We start from the raw sequence: 18,904 nt of genomic DNA on the forward strand, positions 1-18,904 counted from the left end.
GGTACTCATGGACGCGAACGGGCTGATGATGCCGGTCGAATGCGATGTCCGCGTGTTCGAGGAACTCGATCGCGTGCTGGGCCCCCACGACCGGCTCGTGCCGCGCGCAGTCCTCGACGAGCTCGACGGACTCGCGGGCGGTCGCGGTGCGGCGGGGGTTGCGGCGAGCGTCGGGGCCGATCTCGCGCGCGATCGGTGCCGGACGATCGATCACGAGGCCCCGGATGCGGACGACGCGTGCGTCGAACTCGCCGAGGAGCGCGCGTGCGATCTAGTGTTGACGAACGACCGCCCGCTGCGCGACCGAGTACTCGAGATCGGCGTCCCGGTCGTGGGGCTGCGGGGGACGGATACGCTTGCGGTAACGGAGCCATAATGTACAAACGAGTCGAACTCACGGACACGATCGAAGTACCGCCACCCCTGCTCGGCGACGTTTCGCCCGGGCTGGTGAAACGACTGCTTCAGGACAAGCTCGAAGGCCGCCTCGACGAGGACGTCGGCAGCGTCGTCAGCGTGATCGACGTCCACGACATCGGCGACGGCCGGGTGCTCCCTGGGCGGCGCGGTCACGAGGGCTCGGTCTACTACGAGGCGACGTTCGACGCGGTCACCTTCGACCCCCAGATGCAGGAGGTCGTCGACGGCGAGGTCGTCGAGATCGTCAACTTCGGGGCGTTCGTCGGGATCGGTCCCGTCGACGGCCTGCTCCACGTCTCCCAGATCAGCGACGAGTATCTCGCCTTCGACGAGGAGAACCAGCAGCTCGCCTCCCGCGAATCGAACCAGACCCTCGGGGTGGGCGACGCGGTCCGGGCCCGGATCGTGACCAAGAGTATCGACGAGCGCAACCCGCGTGACTCGAAGATCGGGCTGACCGCGAAGCAAGTCGGACTGGGGAAACACGGCTGGCTCCGCGAGGAGCGCGCACCCGCGGCGGGTGAGTGAGCATGGCCGACAGACGCGTGTGCCGCGAGTGCCACCGTGTTCTCGACTCGCCCGACCAGCAGACCTGTCCTGCGTGTGGTTCGTCGAGCCTCACCGAGGACTGGGCTGGCTACGTGGTGATCGCTCACCCCGAGACCAGCCAGATCGCCGAAGAGATGCAGGTCACCGAGCCGGGTCGCTACGCCCTGAAGGTCCGGTAACGTGCCGGCGGACGGCGACGGCGGCACCGACGATTCACACGACGATGCGGGCGACGATCGGAACGACCCGAAGCCCGAAGCGGATGACATCGTTCTCACGCTGCCCGACGAGCTACGGGCGGCATTCAAGGATCCGATGGGGCCCGTCTACACCGATTCCGAACAGTTGCGGAAGGAGCTCGGTTCGCCGATCGTGGCGGTCGGCGACGTCGTGACCCGCCACCTCACCGACGCGGGCGCACGCCCTGATCTCGCGGTCGTCGACTGGGTGACCGAGCGCGAAACGCTCCCGGCAGCCGACCGGCCCGAAATCGAAGGGTACGATACCAGAATCGACGTGACGAACCCCGCAGCGGTGCTCACCGACGATCTCCTCGCCGCGCTTCGGGCGGGTGTCGAACACGACGGGACCACCGTGATCGTGGTCGACGGCGAGGAGGACCTCGCAACGCTGCCGGCGCTCGTGGCGGCACCGGCGGGCGCGAGCGTGATCTACGGCCAGCCGGGCGAGGGGATGGTCCACGTTCGGGTCGACGACGCGGCGAGCGAGCGGGCGCGTGGCCTGCTCGCGCGGATGGACGGCGATCACGACCAGGCGTGGAGCGCGCTCGGCGTCGAGCCAGACGACTGAGCGCCGAACGGTCGCTCGGCGTCGAGCCAGACGACTGAGCGCCGAACGGTCGCTCGGCGGTGGATCGATACCTGTCGTTGGCCGAAGAACTATGCTATCAGCGCGGTAGTACTTATCTATGGCCCACACTCGTGTGCGTTCGTTCGTCCGCGACGCCGTGGTTGGGACGGCGGTTATCGCCGGTCTGTACGGGCTGGCCTACGTCGAGTTCCAGCCGGCCCAGATTCCGGGCTACCTCATCATCATGGGGTTCGGCATGCTCGAAGGAGTTCTCGGGCCCGTACAGTCGAACTTCGATCTGGTGTTCGGGCTGTATCTCATCGGGCTCGGGCTGGTCGGAGCGGCGGTCGTCACCGGTCTTCGGAAGGTAACGGGTGAACGCGGGCGTCCCGTCTGGCAGTCCGGCGTGGCCGGTGCGCTCGCCGTGGTCGGCGTCCTGTCGCTCGTGTTCGCGCTGTTCGTTCTCTTCGGATCCACCCAGTTGGATCCCGTCCTCATCACCGGTGCGGTGGGGCTGGTTTTCCTCGCGCTCGCGGCCTGGCTCGTCGGCGTGTTCGACGAGAGTACGGTCTCGGCCTCGAAGTGAGGGGCCACACTGAGCGTTCGGGGTGACGGAAACGACCGACACATCTACACACGGCACGCACGGACCGAGGGACGATGGATCACCGACAGCTCGGTTCGACGGGGTACGACGTTTCCGAAGTCGGACTTGGCACGTGGAACGTCGGCGGCGACTGGGGTGACGTCTCCGAGGACGAGGGCCGCGCCGCGATCGACGCAGCGATCGACGAGGGCGTGACCTTCGTCGATACCGCCGACGTCTACGGCGACGGCCGGAGCGAGCGCCTCATTCGCGAGGTGCTCGCCGACCGCTCCGAGGACCCGATCGTGGCGACGAAGGCCGGCCGCCGGCTCGACCCCCACGAGGCCGCGAGCTACACCGAGGACAACCTCCGCGAGTTCGTGGATCGCAGCCGGGAGAACCTCGGGGTCGACACGCTCGATCTCCTCCAGCTCCACTGTCCGCCGACCGACGCGTACTACCGGCCGGCGACGTTCGAGGCGCTCGACACCCTCGCCGACGAGGATCGGATCTCCCACTACGGCGTCAGCGTCGAACGGATCGAGGAGGGACTCAAGGCGATCGAGTATCCCGGCGTCGAGACGATCCAAGTCATCTTCAACCCGTTCCGCCAGCGCCCGGTCGAGCAGCTGTTCGACGCGGCCGATCGGGCGGACGTGGGGATCATCGTGCGCGTACCGCTGGCCTCGGGGCTGCTGACCGGGACCATCGACGCCGACGACGAGTTCCCCGACAATGACCACCGGAACTTCAACCGCGACGGCGAGGCGTTCGACGTCGGCGAGACGTTCGCGGGCGTCCCGCTCGAACCGGGCGTCGTGGCCGTCGAGAAACTCCAGCAGGCAGTACCGGAAGAGCTGACGGTGGCGCAGTTCGCGCTCCGGTGGATCCTCGACTTCGACGCGGTTTCGACCGTGATTCCCGGTTCGACCGCACCGGACCACATCGCGGAGAACGTCGCGGCCGCCGACGCCGACCCGCTGAGTCACGAACGCCACGGCGTGGTACGGGACGTCTACGAGGAGCGGATCGCGCCACACGTCCACCAGCGGTGGTGAAAGAGCAGTCGAGAGGGACTCCTGAAATCGCGAACGGCTGCGAACGGCTTCGAAATCCTTTTTGCCGCTTCCGGGCGACGTAGGCGTAATGGACATCGACATCACCGCCGAGGACGAAAACCCCATGCTCCACCGGACGGACGTGCGCTTCGAACTCAGCCACGACGAGGCCACGCCGTCGCGGCTCTCGGTCCGGGACAGCCTCGCCGCGATGCTCAACAAGGACGCCGGCGAGGTCGTGGTCCACGAACTCGACACCAAGTTCGGGCTCCGGAAGACGCTCGGTTACGCGAAGGTGTACGAGTCGTCCGACGCCGCCCGCGACGTCGAGCAGGAGTACATGCTCGAACGCAACAAGATCGCCGGCGAGGACGACGAGACCGACGCGGAAGCGGGTGAGGCCTGAATGACCCGCTACGAGATCTACGATGACGACGGCACGACCGACCGCGAGCAGTGTCCCCGGTGTGGCGACGCGTTTCTCGCCTCCCACGGCGACCGCCTCCACTGCGGTCGGTGTGACTACACCGAGTGGAACTGACGCCGACTGAGTAACGAGGGACACGATGCGTGTGCTCGGTATCGAGGGCACCGCGTGGGCCGCGAGCGCGGCGTACTACGACACCGCGACCGACGAGGTGTCGATCGAGACTGACGCTTACCTCCCGGAGAGCGGCGGCATTCACCCGCGCGAGGCCGCCGAGCACATGCGTGAGGCGATTCCTGCAGTGGTCGAAGCAACCCTCAATGAAGCCGACGGCCCGATCGACGCGGTCGCGTTCTCGCGGGGCCCCGGACTCGGTCCCTGTCTCCGGATCGCCGGAACGGCCGCCCGCGCGCTCGCCGGTTCGCTGGACGTGCCGCTCGTCGGCGTGAACCACATGCTCGCTCACGCCGAGATCGGGCGACACCGATCGGGATTCGCCTCACCTGTGTGTCTGAACGCGAGCGGCGCGAACGCCCACGTCCTCGGCTACACCAACGGTCGCTACCGGATTCTCGGCGAGACCACCGACACGGGAGTGGGCAACGCGCTCGACAAATTCACCCGCCACGTCGGGTGGTCCCATCCCGGCGGGCCGAAGATCGAGCGCGCGGCCGAAGACGGCGAGTACGTCGATCTCCCCTACGTCGTCACCGGGATGGATTTTTCCTTCTCGGGGATCATGAGTGCGGCCAAGGCGGCCGTCGACGAGGACATACCCGTCGAGGACGTCTGTTTCTCGCTCCAAGAGACCGTCTTCGGGATGTTGACCGAGGTCGCCGAGCGCGCGCTCTCGCTGACACGCTCGTCCGAGCTCGTCCTCGGTGGGGGAGTCGGCCAGAACGCGCGGCTGCGAGAGATGCTGACGACGATGTGTGAGGAACGCGGCGCGGAGTTTTTCGCGCCCGAAGCGCACTTTCTCCGAGACAACGCCGGGATGATCGCGGTGCTCGGCGCGAAGATGGCCGTCGCGGGCGACACCATCGAAATCGCCGACTCGCGAGTGGATTCGGGGTTCAGACCCGACGACGTACCCGTGACGTGGCGCGAGAATAGCGGCGGACGCGAGGCCATCGAAGAACGCCAGAATGACGAAACGCGCCAGACCGGAAGCGTCGACGCGTACCAGGGTGCCGAGGCCACAGTCGAGATCGCGGGCGATCACGTCGTGAAACGTCGGCGGTCGAAAGCCTACCGCCATCCCAAACTCGACGAACGGCTGCGTCGCGACCGGATCGTCCAGGAAGCGCGTCTCACGAGCGCGGCGCGGCGCGAAGGCGTGCCGACACCGGTCGTCCACGATGTCGACACGCACGAAGCGGCGCTGACGCTCGAACGCGTCGGCGAGTGTGATTTGCGCGAGATCGTCGAGCCTGGCGATGGCGGCCACGACGCCACTACCGCGACCACACGCGGTGAGCGGGAAGTGCGGACGGTGGCCGGACACCTCGCGACACTTCACGCCGCAGGGTTCGTCCACGGCGATCCCACGACGCGGAACGTCCGGGTGAGTTCGTCGTCGGCGTCCGGCGGCGGGGACGAAGGGAACGACGACATGGGCGACGAGTTGACCTACCTGATCGACTTCGGACTCGGCTACCACACCGACAGCATCGAGGACTACGCGATGGACTGTCACGTGTTCGAGCGAAGCCTCGACGGGACGGCCGCTGTGCCCGATCCACTCCGTGCAGCCTTCGAGGAGGGCTACGGGGAGACGGGGAACCCCGACGTGCTCGATCGTCTTCGCGAGATCGAGGGCCGGGGCAGATACCAGTAAATCACTTAACGGGGGCGCGCGTATGACGTGGCATGGCCGACAGACCACCGTCCGGCGAGATCTTCGGCGTCCCGTACAACTTCGAACGACCGAGCCTCGGACGCATCCTCTCGGCGTACTGGCAGCCCGGTGAGGAGATGCTGGTCGAGAAGCCGTTCGGGATCGGCTACACACTGAACCTCGCCAACTGGCGGTCGTGGATCGCGCTCGCGGTCGTCGCCGCGCTGCTCGCCCAAGAGAACCGCTCCGGAGACGAGACGAGCGAGGCCGACGAGGAACCGGTCGAAGTCGTGGTCGACTGAACCGACGGCTACTTCTCCCCGAGCGCCCCCCATAGCACGTGCTCCGCTACGTCACCACCAACGAGGGAAAGGTCGCTGAGGCCCGTGAGTATCTCGACGACGTGTCGGCGCTCGATTTCGATTATACCGAAATCCAAAGCGACAGCCTCGTCGACATCGCCGCGAGGGGCGCGCGCGAGGCCCACGCCCACGCCGACGAGCCGGTGATCGTCGACGACGCCGGGCTGTTCGTCGATTCGCTCGGCGGGTTCCCCGGACCATACTCCGCCTACGTCGAGGACACGGTCGGGATCGAGGCCGTCGGACGACTCGCCGAACGCGAGCGCGGCAACGAGGAGGACGGTCGGGCGGCCTTCCGGTGTGTGATCGCGTACTGCGACGGCGAGGAGTTCGCCGCCAGCCCCGACCCCGTCGATCGGGGCGACCGCGTGACTGCGGCCGCGACGGATCTCGACGAGGACGAGGAATCGGGCGACGAGGACGCAGACGACGGCAGCAGCCCGAGCGGCCCGCCGGTCAAACTGTTCGAAGGCGTGGTGCGCGGGCGGATCGTCGAGCCGCGGGGCGACGGCGGGTTCGGCTACGATCCGATCTTCGAACACGACGGGACGACGATGGCGGAGATGAGCACCGTGGAAAAAAACGCCATCTCACACCGCGGTCGCGCGCTCGCGAAGTTCGGAGAGTGGTATCATGAGCGATAGCGAAGCAAACCAGACGAGACGCAGCGCGACCGTCTTGGCGGTGGTTCGCCGAACGAGAGTAAGGCGACAGCCACCGCTGCACGACCGTTCGGTTTGATACGCGTTCGTGACGGATCGAGAGACCATGTATGTCCGCCTCGCGACCCACGAGGACCGCGCCGCGCTGCCCGCCCTCCACACCGCCGCCGTCGAAGCGTTCGGCCCCGATGGCTACGACGCCGACCAAGTCCGGAAGTGGGCGAAAGCCGACGAACGCTCGCCCGACGATTACGACGTCGACGCCACGGACGAGCACTTCACCGTCGCGGTTCGCGAAAGTGAGGTCGCGGGATTCGGCCACCTCGTCCTCGACGCCGGCGAGGTCCACGCGGTCTACGTCCATCCCGACCACGCGGGCCGCGGCGTCGGGAGCGCGCTACTCGCCGAGTTAGAGGGGTACGCCCGTGGACGGGGCTGTTCGGTACTCACTCTCCAGTCGTCGCTGAACGCGGCCGGGTTCTACGAGAAGGCAGGCTACGAGCGAGTGGGCGAGAGCGAGAGTCCCGGCGGATTGGCGGTCGTGGAGATGCGAAAGGAGCTGTAGAATGGATCAGGACCGCGGATCGCGGTCTGGACCGGGGTATGCGCCATCGCCGACCACCGGCCACAGCCGCTCGGGATCGAACAGACGGGCGAAAGCGGTGGGGTCCTTGACGCTGGTGGCGACGTGGGAGCGGATCTCGACGCCGGCCGCGGCTCCCTGGAGGCGATCGTCGAACGAGAGGACGTGGGCGGCGTCGCCCGTCGCCGCCGATGCGAGTGCCGGATGGTCGTCCTCGGGGTGATCGACACGCATCCGGAGGGCGTCGAGCTTGTCGCGGTGGGCGGCCGCGAGGCCGGCATCGGCGAGTGCCGCAACGATCGACTCGCAATCGTTGAGCAGTGGGTCACTCGCCACGAGATCGACCCACGAGTGGCTCCGAACGATGTCGAGTGCGGTACGTGCGGGGCCGCCGACGAGGAGGTCTGCCGCGAGCACGTCGGCATCGGCGACCACTCGCGCCGGGTTCGGCTCATCCATCCCGGCGCTCCGCGAGGGCGTCTTGGAGGGCGTCGAGCGTCACGTCGTGGTCGTCCGCGCGATCGAACAATCCGTCCCACGAGTCGGTCATGTGACGACTCGCAGCGCGACCGGCAAAACGGCTCGGACCCGTGGCTCGGTCAGTGACTCACCCGGTCACGGTGGGTGAGGAGTCGCCGACGCTCACGGCCCGTGGCCGGCGGACGAGTCGCGAGCGAGGGAACGAGTACCGGCGCTCGCTACCGGGATAGACGGCTTCGACCACCGGCTCGGCGGAGTCGTACGCACGATTCGTCGGGTGGGCCGCGACGGTCGAGTCGGTGGCCGTGATCTCCACTTCGTCGGCCCGGCGATCGGTGACGGCGACCACGGTGAGCAGATCGCCGGTCTCTCGGTCACGAACCCGATCTCCGGGCTCGAACCCGCAGGTGAAACAGAGCGGGAGCCGGATCGCGTCGGGAACGAACGTCTCACGACCGCAGGCGAGACAGTCGGCGGCGCGGAACCCGGGCGGCGGGATCCGACCCTCGGTCACCTCGATCGCGACCCGACGAAGGTGCTTGCACCGCTCGCCACGGATCGAGTGATCGGGACAGGAACACCGGCTATTGGGGAGCGAAACAACGTAAGTCGCACCGCTCGCGCTCTCGACGACGTACCGCCCGCCGTCGAGCGGATCGACCGCCATGCGTTCGCGCCACGCGCGGGCGGCCCGGTCGGCCATCCCATCGAGATCGGGGGCGAGCGACTGCTTTCGTGACACGGGTGTGTTTCGAGTGTGTGTCATGGTTTCACCGACGTTTTATCTGCTGCTATCGTTGGTTCCGTCTACAAACGAAATAGGGGTTGGAACACCCTAAACCCGTCGTCCGTCTACTTCGACGCGCTTTTCTCGCGGCCGCCGCAAGTATGTGTATGGAACGGGAGACGTTCGTCGAGACTGCCGTCTCTAGCGCTGCGGTTGCGCTGTTTCTCGTGGCCATCGTGGCCGTTGGTCTGATGTACCCGAACCTCGAGGGTGCTGGCGGGTTCGCGCTGGTCGGGAGTCTGGTCTTCTTCGTGGTGGTGATGGTGGCGACTGGCTACTGGCTCTCGAGGCAGTAGGATCGATTCGGGCGGCGCGGTCGACAGCAGCCAGCGGTCGCGGCTCAGGCGTCGGCTTCGGTTTCGCGCCAGTCGGCGATTTCCTCGTCGTCGGCGTCGTCGAGCGCGCCCTCGTAGTACGCCATCGGATGCGAGATCGTCTCGCAGCGATCGTCCATGTTGACACAATCCCCATACGATTGCATCGTGGCACACGACGGCGGCGAGTACTCCGTGGGGCTGGTTTCGCCACGAATGTGGTCGGTCTGGTAGCGTGTCATCTCCTCGCCGAAGCCCGGGTTCACCGAATAAAATTCCACGATCTCGTCGGTCGTCATCCCGATCGAGGTCAGGAAGGCCGTGATCGCAAACCGCGAGTGGTGTTCGAGGTGTTCGCCCTTCCGTACCGAGTCGAGCAGCGCGCGCATACACGGCGGGAAGAGGTCGGGCACCACGGTGTCGATCTCGCGGGTGAGTTCGAGCTCCGAAAGGGTCTCTCGCACCTGGCTCTCGGCGTCGGCGAGCGCGTCGCCGACCGACTCGGGCACCGCAAGCGGGAGCCCATCGGAGATCCGGCGTTCGATCGCCTTTTCGAGGAGATCGCCGAGTTCGGCGTGCGTGATCGGGACCTGTCCCTCGGCGAGCGGGCGGTTGACCAGCCGCCACTCGTCGCCCCACATGTCGGCGGCGAGGCTGAGGTACGCGCCGACGTCGACCCGATACGCGTCCTGACTCCCGGTGCTGGCGTCACGACTGCCGACTCCGGGCTCGCCGCCGCCAGCATCGGCGTCGACGGCATGGACGTGGCGGGCGAGGTCGAACTCGGTGAGGAGTTCGGTCGTTGTCACGCGGTCGTCGCGGGTGCTCTTGAGTTCCGCGCCATCGGCGGCTGCGTCGATGCGGTCGTGGGCGGCGCTGGCCTCGGCGCGGGCGTACTTCCGTGTGAGGACGTGTTCGTCGACCAGCGAGACGAGCACGCGCGCGAGCGGATACGAGAGGAGTTCGACGCGCGTACTCCGACGAGGGTCGCCGATCGTTCCGTCAGAGAGGGCGCGCTCAACGCGTTCGGTGGCGCGTTCGACCACCCGCTCCTCGTCGCGGGCGATGGCGAGCAGGTCGACGTCGGCGTGTTCGACCGCCTCGCGGGCCGCGTCGAGAAACGGGTAGCGGGCGTGGCGGCGTTCCATCCGTCGTCCGTTGCGCGGCGCGTTCAATAAGTGCGGTGGTCGATGCGATGGAGTGGTAGAGGAAGTGGGGCGGTCGGTGAACGGGGCCGGTCGGACCGGAAGACATTCCTTTCCGATGGAAATAGCGAGTATCGATGCGGATCGCCTCGCACGCGTGGCGGTACGCCGCGCCGGCGTTCGTCCTCGCGCCAGTCGCGGGCCTGCTCTCGCCCGTCGCGGGCGTGGTAGCGCTCGCACTCGCCGGTCTCGTGCTCGTCTTCCACCGCGATCCCGAGCGGCAAGTGCCGTCGTCGGGGATCGTCGCACCCGCCGATGGCAGAGTGTCGGTCGTGCGACGGGAGGGCGAGCAGTTGCGCGTCGGGATCTACATGGGCGTCACCGACGTCCACGTGAACCGTGCGCCGCTCGCAGGCACAGTACGCGAGGTAAGCCACTCACCGGGCGCGAACCGTCCAGCATTCTCGAAGGAGTCGGATCGTAACGAGAACGTCGAGATCGACTGCGGCACGTTCTCGATTGTCCAGATCGCCGGCGCGTTCGCACGACGCATTCATCCGTCGGTCGAGCCGGGTGACGAGATCGCGCGCGGCGAGCGGATCGGCCATATCAGTTTCGGGAGTCGGGTCGACGTCGTGCTGCCCGAAGGCATCGAACGTGAAGACCTCGACATCCGGAAGGGCGAGCGCGTCGTCGCCGGCGAAACGGTGCTCGCAGAGCACGAAGAGGCGGTCGCCGAGCAGCGGACGCAACCGCGCGTGGTCCAGGAGTAGGCGGTGCGGTCGCGGGCCTGGCGGATGAAGAGCGAGGGAACGAACGCCGGAGCACGCGCTGCGCGTGGTTCGAGGGAGCGAAGCTCCCTCGTCATCACGAAAGGCGCTTCGCGCCTTTCGAACGACTCCGAGCTCTCGTTCGCTTCGTCTGCTCACGGGCGCGAAGCGTCCTCAGAACGGCAAAGCCGTTCTGACGGGCTGCACGAGAGCTTCGCTCTCGTGAACGGAGTGAGTGACCGAGGGCTTCGGCGGTGCTGTGCGGTGGCGGTTGCGGAGTGAGAGTGATTCCACCGCGAGCGACCGCAGGAAGCGAGCGGAAGTTTTTGGTCCAGATTTTTGCGGGGGATTGAGCGCGCGAGCGGTGCGAGGCGCGAACGAAGTGAGCGTCTCGATGCGAACAGGGAGCGTAGCGACCCGTGAGCAGAGCGAGCGCGCGATTCCCCGAAGTAAAAAGGTGGGAGCTGGCTAGTCAGACTGGATCCGCGGTGCGAGCATGAACGTGACCGAGCCCTCGGCCTCGGCGATGTCGAAGTGGAACTTCACGGGGAACTCCTCGCCAAGATCGAGCGTAACCTCGGCGTCGCTCGGGATCGCCTTGTTCATGTCCTTCAGGTAGTCGAGGCTGTACAGTGAGTGCGCCGGGCCGACGGTGAGATCGATGAGGTCGTCGCGGTCGAGCTCGAAGTGGACGTCGTCGGTGTCACCCTCGGCATCGACGTAGAACTGTTCTGCGTCCTCGTTCACGCCGAGCGCGATGTGATCGCTCACCATGTCCGCGGCCGTCACCGCGCGATCGACGTCGCGACCTTCGAGGACGATCGTCGCAGGGAGATCGAGGTCGGGGATATCGGGTTCCTGGCGGATGGAGTCGGGGTCGATTAGCGCGAGGGTGTATTCGAGGCCGTCGATCGAGATGTGGAGCTTGCGGGTCTCCTCGTCGAGTTCGAGATGCACGAGGTCGTCGGAGCCGGCCATCCCGGCGATGTCCTGGAGCCGCGAGAGGTTGACGCCGATCACGCCACCGTCGGCCTCGTAGGACTCGAAGGCCGCTTCCGAGAGCGTGAGGTCGACCATCCCGACGTTCGCGGGGTCCACCGCTCGAATCGCGATCCCGTCGTCGTTGAGATGGATCTTACACTCCTCAACCAGCACGCTCACCGAATCGAGAGCCGTTCCGAGCGTCCCGGCGCTCACGATGGCGTTGAACATGGACGCGGTACGACCAGCCAGGTTATAAAAGGTGCGCGTTGCGGGCGGTCGGAGACGAGTGCAGTGCTCAGCCGAACTTGCCGGTGATGTAGTCCTCGACACGTTGGCTCTCGGGGTTCTCGAAGATCTGATCGGTGTCGCCGTACTCGACGAGTTCGCCGCCGGTGAGGAACACGGCGGTCTGGTCGGAGATGCGGGCGGCCTGCTGCATGTTGTGAGTCACGATCACCACGGTGTACTCCTCGGCGAGATCTTCGATGAGATCCTCGATCTTCGAGGTGGCGATGGGGTCGAGCGCGCTCGCGGGCTCGTCCATCAGGATGACGTCGGGATCGACTGCGAGACACCGGGCGATACAGAGACGCTGCTGTTGGCCGCCCGACAGCCCAAGCGCGTTGTCGTCGAGTCGGTCGTTCACCTCGTCCCAGATCGCCGCCTGCCGGAGCGAGCGCTCGACGAGGTCGTCCTCCTTCTCGCTCGTGTCCCGACCGAACAATCGCGACAGGACGCCCGTGTTGATCTCACCGTGCTTTCGCGGGCCGTAGACGACGTTGTCCCGGATCGATTTCGGGAACGGGTTCGGCTGCTGGAACACCATTCCGACGCGCTTTCGCAGCTCGACGAGGTTCGCGCCGTCACGGTAGATCTCCTCGCCGTCGACCGCGACCGAGCCGTCGATCGACGCCGCACGGATCCGGTCGTTCATCCGGTTGAGACACCGGAGGAACGTCGATTTGCCACAGCCCGACGGTCCGATCAGCGCGGTCACACTCTCCTCGGGGATCTCGATCGAGATGTCCTTGATCGCGTGATCGTCGCCGTAGTGGACGTTGAGATCGGTGGTGGTGACCTTCGCCGCACCGGCGTACTCGTACTGGACCCACTCGTCGTGAACCGTCTCTTCGGTCTCACCGGCCGTGGTTTGCTGCCCCGATAGTCGCGTTTCGGTTGCTGTTCCGTCGGTCCGGTCGGTGTCGCCCGTCGTCGCAGTGTCGGTCCGTGGTTGGTTCTCTGTTTCACTCATAGCGTAGTTTCCTCCGGAAGTACGCCCGCGTCGCGATCCCGATGGCGTAAAACGACAGCACGACGAGCAGCAGGACCAGCGCCGTCCCCCACCCGAACGCCTCGACATCCGTCGCACCGACGCCCGCGGTGATCGTCGCGTAAAGCTGGTAGGGAAGCGCGCTGGCCGAGGTCAGCAGCGCGTCGTTGGTGATGAACGGCGGCGTCGCGGTGAACGCGAACGAGCCCAACACGTTCGGCGTGGAGTTCGGGAACGGCGATCCCGCCATCACGACGAGGATCGGTGCGGTCTCGCCCGCGATCCGGCCGACACCGAGGATTACACCAGTGACGATGCCCGGCACCGACGCCGGCAACACCACGCTACGGATGGTCTGCCACTGGCTCACCCCGAGCGCGGCGCTCGCGTCGCGGTACTCGTCGGGGACGCTCATGATCGCCTCGCGGCTCGTGATGAGCACCAGCGGCAGCAGCATGAACCCGAGCACCAGCATTCCTGCAAAGAGCGAGGTGGTGTTGCCGAAGCGCGGAACGAGGAAGGCGTACCCGAACAGCCCGAAGACGATGCTCGGTGTGCTCCAGAGGCCGTTGGTCGCGATCTCGACGACGCGGGTGAATCCACCTTCGTCGGCGTACTCGGTGAGAAAGAGCGCCGCACCGACACCGAGCGGTACCGCGAAGACCACTGCGCCGACGACGAGCCACGCGGTTCCGAGGATCGCCGGCAGCACGCCCGGAATATCGACGTAGATACCCTGCGAAACGTTCGTCACGAACGGCCACGCGAACCCGTCGAGACCGATCTCAAGGCCGTCGGTGAGCTTCGGCAGTCCTCGCATGGCGACGAACGCGACCAGTAAGACGAGGATCGCGAGGATCGAGAACGTGTTGATCCCGATCAGCAGGTACGCACCGGTCTGTCGTCCTCGGCTACCGAAGCCCGCGCTCGCCTTCGCGGCCGGCCACGCCGCGAGCAGACTACAGAAGATCGTCAGCAACGGAACGACCACCGGCGCATGGAACGAGGCTGCGAACCCCGTCGGAGACCACACCCACTCCGGACCGATGACGCCCGTGAGGAACGTGAGGCCGACGCCGACGGCAATGGTTCCCGCCGGAATCGTCGCGCCGACGTCCTCGCGCGCGCCCACCACGGCGGCTGCCGTCACCGCTCCGGCGACCAGCGCGGCCAGCAACCACGCGACCGTCCCCAGCCCGAACGTCTGCGAGACGACTAGTCCTGTGGCGATCAGTGCCGTGAGGCCAAACGCGACCGCAGCAGCGATTCCTCCCGTATCGCTCGGCGTCGTCGTGACGGTACCCGTTCGCGAGGCGACACCGAGGCCGATCACGATCGCCCCCACGACGACCAGGCCGGCCCCGAAGAGGTCGTAGAGGGTGAGGCCAAGCAGTTCGGTCGTCGGTGGCGTGATCCGGAACAGTGCCGTCCACGAGAACAGGAAGGCGAGGAAACCGAGACCGACCGCGAGTGCGCTCGCACGCTCGAACATGGACGATCGGCCCTCGACGAGCGTCGAATCAGTCCCATAGGCGTCACTCATTGGTTCCCTCCGAGGTTCCGTTCCATTCGCTCCTCGATCAGTTGGGAGCCGATCGAGAGGAAGAGAACAGTGACGAACAGTACGACGCCCGCGCCGAACAGCGCACTCAGGTGGAGTCCCTGGGCGACGCCGTACTGGTTGGCGATCACGCTGGTCAGCGTGATGGTGTTGTCGAAGGCGTCGAACAGCGGTCCGGGGAACTCGGTGACGTTCGCGAGGATCACCGTCGCGGCCATCGTCTCGCCGACCGCACGACCGACGCCGAGCAGGACGGCGGCCGAGACGCCCGAGAACGCCGCCGGGATCGTGATCCCCATCGTAGTCTGCCACTCGGTTGAACCGAGCGCGAGCGACCCGCTCTTCATCGACTCGGGAATGGACGTCAGCGCGTCTTCGGCGACCGAGACCACGGTGGGCAGCGCCATCAGCCCGATCACCATTCCTGCGACGATCAGGCTCCCGTTCGAGGCGAGGTCGAACGTGTCCGAGCGGCTGAAGTAGCCGTTGATGACGATGAACCCGAGCCAGCCGTAGACGATCGACGGGATTCCAGCGAGGATCTCGACGCCCGGTTTCACGATGTCTCGGAGCCAACCGGGAGCGATCTCCGCGATGAAGACGGCGCTCGCGATCCCGAGCGGCCCCGCGATCGCCATCGCGAGGATCGTCGTTACGACGGTCCCCCAAATCATCGGTGTGAGCGAATATACCGAGTCAGCGGTGCTCCAGAGTCCAGTCTCGCCGGGATCGATACGCGTGACGAGATCGAGCCCCATCAGCTCGAACACCGGCCACGCCTCCCGGAAGAGAAAGACGATGATGAGTCCCATCACGGCGACCGTGAACACCGTCGCGAGGAAGGTCAGGGCCTTCGCCGTTTCCGCCTGATGGGCGTACCAGCCGAACCCCACCACGACGAGAAAACCCAGCAGGAACACTGCCGTCAAACTGGATTGGATCAGGAACCCGACCGCGACACCAGCGAGCAAGAGCACACCGACCGCACCCGCAACGAGGGCGCTCCGGTCGGTATCAGCGGTCCTGTCGCCGAGGCGGCTCGGTAGCCACCGTTCAGGGATCATCGACATCTGAGTGTTGTTGTGTCATTTGATATTCGAATTATGAGATGTCCGGATCGGTCGAACGACGGCCTCAGCTGCTCGTGTTGCCGGACGAGGCGTTCCCCGAGGACGCGTTGCCGGACGAGGCGTTACCACCACTGTACTCGATGTCCTTCTCGGGTTCGGCGAGTTTGCTGCGCTCCTCCTCGCGGCGATTAGGCGGCAGCTTGAAGTAATCGTTCGCCTCGACGAACTGCGTCTGGCCGAACTCGGTGAGCAGCATGTTGATGAACGCGGACTCCTTCGGCGAGGTGTCCTGCCACGTGTAGCAGTGGAGATCGCGCGAGAGCGGGTAATCCTTCGAACCGAGGTTCTTGCCGAGCTCGTAGGTGGTCCCGTCGAGTTCGAGCGCGATCGCCGGTGCGCCGTTGCCGGTGAACGCCAGCGCGATGTACGCGATCGCGTTATCGGAGTTGAGCACCGTCGATCGAACCTGCTGATTCTGTCCGATCCGCTGGGAGCAAGCGATCTCGGCGTTCGGATCGCCGAGGAAGTTCGCCCGGAAGGCGGTGTCGGTTCCCGAACCCTCCGCCCGACAGATGTTCTGGATCTCCTTGTCGTCGCCGGAGTACGAATCGATCTCCGACCAGTTCGTGATCTCACCGGTGTAAATCCCGCGGAGCTGCTCGCCGGTGAGTTTCGTCACGCCGGCATCGGCGATCGCCTGACTGACTATGACCGGCTGGCCGTCGACGCCGACGACGTGGTCGACGAAGTCGTCGTAGCTCTCGCGCTCGGGGAGTTCGTCCTGGACGGGTGCGCTGGAGTCACCGATGTCGACCTGATCGTTCATCAGCTTCTCGATCCCCGTGCCGGAGTGACTGAGACCGACGTTGACCTGGTACGGATCGAGCCCGTAGATGCTCGCGAAGAACTCGGCCATCGGCATGTCGGGGCTGCCGAGCGCCTCGTAGCCAGGGGCAGTCCCTTCGTCGTTCGATCCCCAGTACTCCCCGTCGTCGGCGGGCGGGTTGGAGTTCCAGACCGATGCGCCGTCGCTCGTGATCGGATACACAGTAGAAGAGCCATCAGCAGTCAGCGCCCCGCTCGACTGCTGTGCGCTGCCCCCGCTGGTCCCCTGGCCACCGCTCGTGGAACCGCCACCGCCACTCGCGTTCGCGCTGCTGTCGTTGCCGCCACCGCTCGCGTTACTGCCGCTGTCGTTGTCACCACCGCTGCCGTTGCCGGAACCGCCGGTACAGCCAGCAACCCCGATTGCGGTCCCGGTGCCGATCCCCATCAGTACGCGGCGTCGCGTCGCTTTGCGCGTCATCACGTGAATGGGAGGGAGATTACTACATAGTTGCTGCTAATATATATAAATTGAAGCAGGGAGCGGGACATTCCGCTATATATTGCTACGATGTCGTCCGTACAGCCAGTGAGAAGTCGTCGTGGGCCGATGATTATCGACAACACCGCTTGCCGACCGAACCGGGATGACGGCTGAACGAAGGGCGTTTACGCACACACGGTCTACGCCGACCAAGAGATGTCGGGTCGGGACGAATACTACAACAAAGCCAAACAGCAGGGCTACCGCTCGCGATCGGCGTACAAGCTCCAGCAGCTCGACGACACCGCCGATCTCATCGCTTCGGGCGACACCGTGATCGACCTCGGGGCCGCGCCGGGTGGCTGGCTCCAGGTCGCTGCCGAGCGGACAGACGACGGCCGCGTGGTGGGCGTCGACCGCCAGCGCATCGAGTCGATCGACGGCGTCGAGACGGTCCGCGGAGACCTCACCGAGGACGACACCCAGGCGGAGCTTGCGGAACGGGTCGGGGAAGCGGATCTCGTGCTTTCGGACATGGCCCCGAACATGACCGGCGAGTACGACCTCGATCACGCTCGTTCCGTCCATCTCGCGCGCCAGGCGCTCGACGTGGCGCGGACCGTACTCGCGCCCGGCGGCGACCTCGTCGTGAAGGTCTTCGACGGCCGCGATCTCGATGATCTCGAAGCCGACATCGAAGACGAGTTCGAGTACGTCAGAACCGTGCGCCCCGAGGCCTCGCGCGACGAATCCTCCGAGCTCTATCTCGTCGGGAAGGGGCGGATGACAGCGCCGGTCGAAACGGGCGACGAACTGTCCGTCGAGATCACCGACACGGGCGACGAGGGCGACGGGATCGCGAAAGTCGAGGAGTACACGCTGTTCGTTTCGGGTGCGGAGGAGGGCGAGACGGTTCGGGTGCGGATCGAGGACGTGAAACCACGGTTCGGGTTCGCCGAGCGCATCGACTGAGTTCGGTCACGGCTTGGAGTCATGAATTTGGAGGGAGATCTGACGTTGTGAGTCCGAGATCGCGACAATAGATGCCGATGCAACTGAGAAACCGCACCGCCCACACCCTCCCCAACCGATTCCTTCGTGGTTCGAGAGAGCGAAGCGAACGCAGTCGTCCCTCGCACGAGTCGCGCCTTCGGCGCTCCCGCGCGCCAACCGCAAAATCAGTCAGCGCTGGCGGTCGGTCGGGCGTCGGTCCGCGAGCGCGCGTAGCCGACGATGGCGTAGACCAGAGGGGTATCAAGGACGGCGATCAGCAATTTGAGGAGATACTGACCGACGCCGAGCGCGAGCAGGACCGAGACCGGGAGCGCGCTACCGAGACCGAGGAGTTCCGGTGCGAGGTAGAAGGCGACACTCACGAAGATCACGGTGTCGAGCGCCTGGCTCGTCGCGGTCGAGCCGACGTTCCGGAGCCAGAGCGCCCGACCCTCGGTGTACTCCCGCAGCCGGTGAAAGACGAACACGTCCCAGTTCTGGCTCACGACGTACGCGAGCAGGCTCCCGAGCACGACGTTGGTGCTCGCGCCGAGCACCGTGGCGAACGCCGCGGGATCGACGCTCGACGTGGCGGCGGGTGCGGCGATCGTCCCCCAGACCAAGCCCAGAAGGACGAGGTTCATCGCAAAGCCGATGTTGACGAGGACGTGGGCCGCACGCCGGCCGTAGAGTTCGGCGTAGCAGTCGGAGGCGAGGAACGTCAGCGCGTACGCGAGCGACGCGCCGGGAAGGATCAGTGTGTCGCCCGTGATCGGGAGCGAGAACGGGATCGAAAAGCCGAGGATTTTGGTGGCGGTGAGCTGGGCGGTCACGAGCGCCGTCGTAAAGAGCGCGATCAACGCCACCTGCATGCCGGTCGCCCGGTTGTGGGACGTGCTCATCGGTCGGCCCTCCCGGCACGTGTAG

The 18,904-nt window shown here is 66.1% G+C and carries 24 protein-coding genes; 15 read left to right on the forward strand and 9 right to left on the reverse strand.

From position 1 onward, the window contains the following. Positions 1-7: 7 nt before the first annotated feature. The 12 genes from C449_RS12675 to C449_RS12730 all read left to right on the forward strand — a co-directional run bounded on the left by C449_RS12675 (position 8) and on the right by C449_RS12730 (position 7,276). Positions 8-376 carry a hypothetical protein gene (locus tag C449_RS12675; protein ID WP_006078423.1) on the forward strand — a complete coding sequence of 123 codons (369 nt, stop codon included), beginning with the start codon at positions 8-10 and terminating at the stop codon, positions 374-376. Next, positions 376-948, forward strand: a complete 573-nt coding sequence (locus C449_RS12680) for a DNA-directed RNA polymerase (protein ID WP_006078424.1) — start codon at positions 376-378, stop codon at positions 946-948. The genes C449_RS12675 and C449_RS12680 overlap by 1 nt, the downstream gene beginning before the upstream one ends. 2 nt (positions 949-950) lie before the next feature. Further along, entirely contained in the window at positions 951-1,148 is a 198-nt protein-coding gene (spt4, locus tag C449_RS12685) for a transcription elongation factor subunit Spt4 (protein WP_006078425.1), read from the forward strand. Positions 1,149-1,284: 136 nt separating this feature from the next. Continuing rightward, positions 1,285-1,779, forward strand: a complete 495-nt coding sequence (locus tag C449_RS12690; RefSeq protein ID WP_080504934.1) for a GTP-dependent dephospho-CoA kinase family protein — start codon at positions 1,285-1,287, stop codon at positions 1,777-1,779. Positions 1,780-1,897: 118 nt separating this feature from the next. Continuing rightward, positions 1,898-2,365 (forward strand): hypothetical protein, encoded by a 468-nt coding sequence (locus C449_RS12695; RefSeq protein ID WP_006078427.1) that lies wholly within the window; start codon positions 1,898-1,900, stop codon positions 2,363-2,365. A gap of 74 nt (positions 2,366-2,439) precedes the next feature. Further along, entirely contained in the window at positions 2,440-3,423 is a 984-nt protein-coding gene (locus C449_RS12700) for an aldo/keto reductase (protein ID WP_006078428.1), read from the forward strand. Between the two features lie 88 nt (positions 3,424-3,511). Then, positions 3,512-3,829 carry a 30S ribosomal protein S24e gene (locus C449_RS12705; protein ID WP_006078429.1) on the forward strand — a complete coding sequence of 106 codons (318 nt, stop codon included), beginning with the start codon at positions 3,512-3,514 and terminating at the stop codon, positions 3,827-3,829. Next, positions 3,830-3,964, forward strand: coding sequence for a 30S ribosomal protein S27ae (locus C449_RS12710; RefSeq protein ID WP_006078430.1), 135 nt, complete (start codon positions 3,830-3,832; stop codon positions 3,962-3,964). It begins immediately after the preceding gene. A 25-nt stretch (positions 3,965-3,989) separates the two neighbouring features. Further along, on the forward strand, positions 3,990-5,687 hold the full coding sequence (locus C449_RS12715; protein ID WP_006078431.1) for a bifunctional N(6)-L-threonylcarbamoyladenine synthase/serine/threonine protein kinase: 1,698 nt from the start codon (positions 3,990-3,992) through the stop codon (positions 5,685-5,687). Between the two features lie 32 nt (positions 5,688-5,719). Beyond that, positions 5,720-5,989, forward strand: coding sequence for a DUF5808 domain-containing protein (locus tag C449_RS12720; RefSeq protein ID WP_006078432.1), 270 nt, complete (start codon positions 5,720-5,722; stop codon positions 5,987-5,989). Between the two features lie 38 nt (positions 5,990-6,027). Beyond that, the gene (locus C449_RS12725; protein WP_006078433.1) at positions 6,028-6,693 is read left to right on the forward strand and encodes a non-canonical purine NTP pyrophosphatase; all 666 of its coding nucleotides are present in this window, start codon (positions 6,028-6,030) and stop codon (positions 6,691-6,693) included. A 124-nt stretch (positions 6,694-6,817) separates the two neighbouring features. After that, positions 6,818-7,276 carry a GNAT family N-acetyltransferase gene (locus C449_RS12730; protein ID WP_006078434.1) on the forward strand — a complete coding sequence of 153 codons (459 nt, stop codon included), beginning with the start codon at positions 6,818-6,820 and terminating at the stop codon, positions 7,274-7,276. Between the two features lie 6 nt (positions 7,277-7,282). On the opposite strand, the gene C449_RS12735 is transcribed toward C449_RS12730, so the two are convergent. Together C449_RS12735 and C449_RS12740 are read right to left on the reverse strand one after the other, a co-directional pair. Beyond that, on the reverse strand, positions 7,283-7,753 hold the full coding sequence (locus C449_RS12735) for a DUF7384 family protein (protein ID WP_006078435.1): 471 nt from the start codon (positions 7,751-7,753) through the stop codon (positions 7,283-7,285). 148 nt (positions 7,754-7,901) lie between these two features. Further along, on the reverse strand, positions 7,902-8,540 hold the full coding sequence (locus C449_RS12740) for an SWIM zinc finger family protein (protein ID WP_006078436.1): 639 nt from the start codon (positions 8,538-8,540) through the stop codon (positions 7,902-7,904). Between the two features lie 128 nt (positions 8,541-8,668). Between C449_RS12740 and C449_RS12745 the strand changes: the two genes are divergently transcribed. Next, positions 8,669-8,857: a DUF7472 family protein gene (locus tag C449_RS12745; RefSeq protein WP_006078437.1), complete on the forward strand. Its 189-nt coding sequence runs from the start codon at positions 8,669-8,671 to the stop codon at positions 8,855-8,857. A gap of 44 nt (positions 8,858-8,901) precedes the next feature. On the opposite strand, the gene priL is transcribed toward C449_RS12745, so the two are convergent. Next, positions 8,902-10,023, reverse strand: coding sequence for a DNA primase regulatory subunit PriL (gene priL / locus C449_RS12750; protein WP_006078438.1), 1,122 nt, complete (start codon positions 10,021-10,023; stop codon positions 8,902-8,904). A gap of 134 nt (positions 10,024-10,157) precedes the next feature. Here priL and C449_RS12755 point away from each other — a divergent pair, with 134 nt between their 5' ends. Beyond that, complete coding sequence (locus C449_RS12755; RefSeq protein ID WP_006078439.1) at positions 10,158-10,793, forward strand: protein sorting system archaetidylserine decarboxylase; 636 nt, start codon at positions 10,158-10,160, stop codon at positions 10,791-10,793. A gap of 465 nt (positions 10,794-11,258) precedes the next feature. On the opposite strand, the gene C449_RS12760 is transcribed toward C449_RS12755, so the two are convergent. From C449_RS12760 to C449_RS12780, 5 genes are all read right to left on the reverse strand, one after another. Then, the gene (locus tag C449_RS12760; RefSeq protein ID WP_006078440.1) at positions 11,259-12,002 is read right to left on the reverse strand and encodes a DNA polymerase sliding clamp; all 744 of its coding nucleotides are present in this window, start codon (positions 12,000-12,002) and stop codon (positions 11,259-11,261) included. 67 nt (positions 12,003-12,069) lie between these two features. Continuing rightward, on the reverse strand, positions 12,070-13,026 hold the full coding sequence (gene pstB, locus C449_RS12765; RefSeq protein ID WP_006078441.1) for a phosphate ABC transporter ATP-binding protein PstB: 957 nt from the start codon (positions 13,024-13,026) through the stop codon (positions 12,070-12,072). Continuing rightward, positions 13,019-14,587 carry a phosphate ABC transporter permease PstA gene (gene pstA, locus C449_RS12770; protein WP_006078442.1) on the reverse strand — a complete coding sequence of 523 codons (1,569 nt, stop codon included), beginning with the start codon at positions 14,585-14,587 and terminating at the stop codon, positions 13,019-13,021. The genes pstB and pstA overlap by 8 nt, the downstream gene beginning before the upstream one ends. Beyond that, entirely contained in the window at positions 14,584-15,675 is a 1,092-nt protein-coding gene (gene pstC / locus C449_RS12775; RefSeq protein WP_006078443.1) for a phosphate ABC transporter permease subunit PstC, read from the reverse strand. Before pstC ends, pstA begins: the two co-directional genes overlap by 4 nt. 64 nt (positions 15,676-15,739) lie before the next feature. Next, positions 15,740-16,948, reverse strand: coding sequence for a PstS family phosphate ABC transporter substrate-binding protein (locus C449_RS12780; protein WP_006078444.1), 1,209 nt, complete (start codon positions 16,946-16,948; stop codon positions 15,740-15,742). Positions 16,949-17,200: 252 nt separating this feature from the next. On the opposite strand from C449_RS12780, the gene C449_RS12785 reads away from it, so the two are divergent. Beyond that, the gene (locus C449_RS12785) at positions 17,201-17,956 is read left to right on the forward strand and encodes a 23S rRNA (uridine(2552)-2'-O)-methyltransferase (RefSeq protein WP_006078445.1); all 756 of its coding nucleotides are present in this window, start codon (positions 17,201-17,203) and stop codon (positions 17,954-17,956) included. Positions 17,957-18,162: 206 nt separating this feature from the next. Here C449_RS12785 and C449_RS12790 read toward each other — a convergent pair whose 3' ends face one another. Continuing rightward, entirely contained in the window at positions 18,163-18,879 is a 717-nt protein-coding gene (locus C449_RS12790; RefSeq protein ID WP_006078446.1) for a queuosine precursor transporter, read from the reverse strand. Between the last annotated feature and the right edge of the window lie 25 nt (positions 18,880-18,904).

Origin of the sequence: Halococcus saccharolyticus DSM 5350 (assembly GCF_000336915.1) — an archaeon.
Taxonomy (GTDB): domain Archaea; phylum Halobacteriota; class Halobacteria; order Halobacteriales; family Halococcaceae; genus Halococcus; species Halococcus saccharolyticus.

What these genes read in the sequence shown, in the direction of transcription:
- spt4 (WP_006078425.1), top strand. Translation starts at nt 951, where the DNA reads ATGGCCGACAGACGCGTGTGCCGCGAGTGCCACCGTGTTCTCGACTCG.
- C449_RS12760 (WP_006078440.1), bottom strand. Translation starts at nt 12,002, where the DNA reads ATGTTCAACGCCATCGTGAGCGCCGGGACGCTCGGAACGGCTCTCGAT.
- C449_RS12715 (WP_006078431.1), top strand. Translation starts at nt 3,990, where the DNA reads ATGCGTGTGCTCGGTATCGAGGGCACCGCGTGGGCCGCGAGCGCGGCG.
- C449_RS12740 (WP_006078436.1), bottom strand. Translation starts at nt 8,540, where the DNA reads ATGACACACACTCGAAACACACCCGTGTCACGAAAGCAGTCGCTCGCC.
- C449_RS12735 (WP_006078435.1), bottom strand. Translation starts at nt 7,753, where the DNA reads ATGGATGAGCCGAACCCGGCGCGAGTGGTCGCCGATGCCGACGTGCTC.
- pstC (WP_006078443.1), bottom strand. Translation starts at nt 15,675, where the DNA reads ATGTCGATGATCCCTGAACGGTGGCTACCGAGCCGCCTCGGCGACAGG.
- C449_RS12695 (WP_006078427.1), top strand. Translation starts at nt 1,898, where the DNA reads ATGGCCCACACTCGTGTGCGTTCGTTCGTCCGCGACGCCGTGGTTGGG.
- C449_RS12755 (WP_006078439.1), top strand. Translation starts at nt 10,158, where the DNA reads ATGCGGATCGCCTCGCACGCGTGGCGGTACGCCGCGCCGGCGTTCGTC.
- C449_RS12710 (WP_006078430.1), top strand. Translation starts at nt 3,830, where the DNA reads ATGACCCGCTACGAGATCTACGATGACGACGGCACGACCGACCGCGAG.
- C449_RS12705 (WP_006078429.1), top strand. Translation starts at nt 3,512, where the DNA reads ATGGACATCGACATCACCGCCGAGGACGAAAACCCCATGCTCCACCGG.
- pstA (WP_006078442.1), bottom strand. Translation starts at nt 14,587, where the DNA reads ATGAGTGACGCCTATGGGACTGATTCGACGCTCGTCGAGGGCCGATCG.
- C449_RS12690 (WP_080504934.1), top strand. Translation starts at nt 1,285, where the DNA reads ATGGGGCCCGTCTACACCGATTCCGAACAGTTGCGGAAGGAGCTCGGT.
- C449_RS12790 (WP_006078446.1), bottom strand. Translation starts at nt 18,879, where the DNA reads ATGAGCACGTCCCACAACCGGGCGACCGGCATGCAGGTGGCGTTGATC.
- C449_RS12745 (WP_006078437.1), top strand. Translation starts at nt 8,669, where the DNA reads ATGGAACGGGAGACGTTCGTCGAGACTGCCGTCTCTAGCGCTGCGGTT.
- C449_RS12785 (WP_006078445.1), top strand. Translation starts at nt 17,201, where the DNA reads ATGTCGGGTCGGGACGAATACTACAACAAAGCCAAACAGCAGGGCTAC.
- C449_RS12780 (WP_006078444.1), bottom strand. Translation starts at nt 16,948, where the DNA reads ATGGGGATCGGCACCGGGACCGCAATCGGGGTTGCTGGCTGTACCGGC.
- C449_RS12730 (WP_006078434.1), top strand. Translation starts at nt 6,818, where the DNA reads ATGTATGTCCGCCTCGCGACCCACGAGGACCGCGCCGCGCTGCCCGCC.
- pstB (WP_006078441.1), bottom strand. Translation starts at nt 13,026, where the DNA reads ATGAGTGAAACAGAGAACCAACCACGGACCGACACTGCGACGACGGGC.
- C449_RS12680 (WP_006078424.1), top strand. Translation starts at nt 376, where the DNA reads ATGTACAAACGAGTCGAACTCACGGACACGATCGAAGTACCGCCACCC.
- priL (WP_006078438.1), bottom strand. Translation starts at nt 10,023, where the DNA reads ATGGAACGCCGCCACGCCCGCTACCCGTTTCTCGACGCGGCCCGCGAG.
- C449_RS12720 (WP_006078432.1), top strand. Translation starts at nt 5,720, where the DNA reads ATGGCCGACAGACCACCGTCCGGCGAGATCTTCGGCGTCCCGTACAAC.
- C449_RS12675 (WP_006078423.1), top strand. Translation starts at nt 8, where the DNA reads ATGGACGCGAACGGGCTGATGATGCCGGTCGAATGCGATGTCCGCGTG.
- C449_RS12700 (WP_006078428.1), top strand. Translation starts at nt 2,440, where the DNA reads ATGGATCACCGACAGCTCGGTTCGACGGGGTACGACGTTTCCGAAGTC.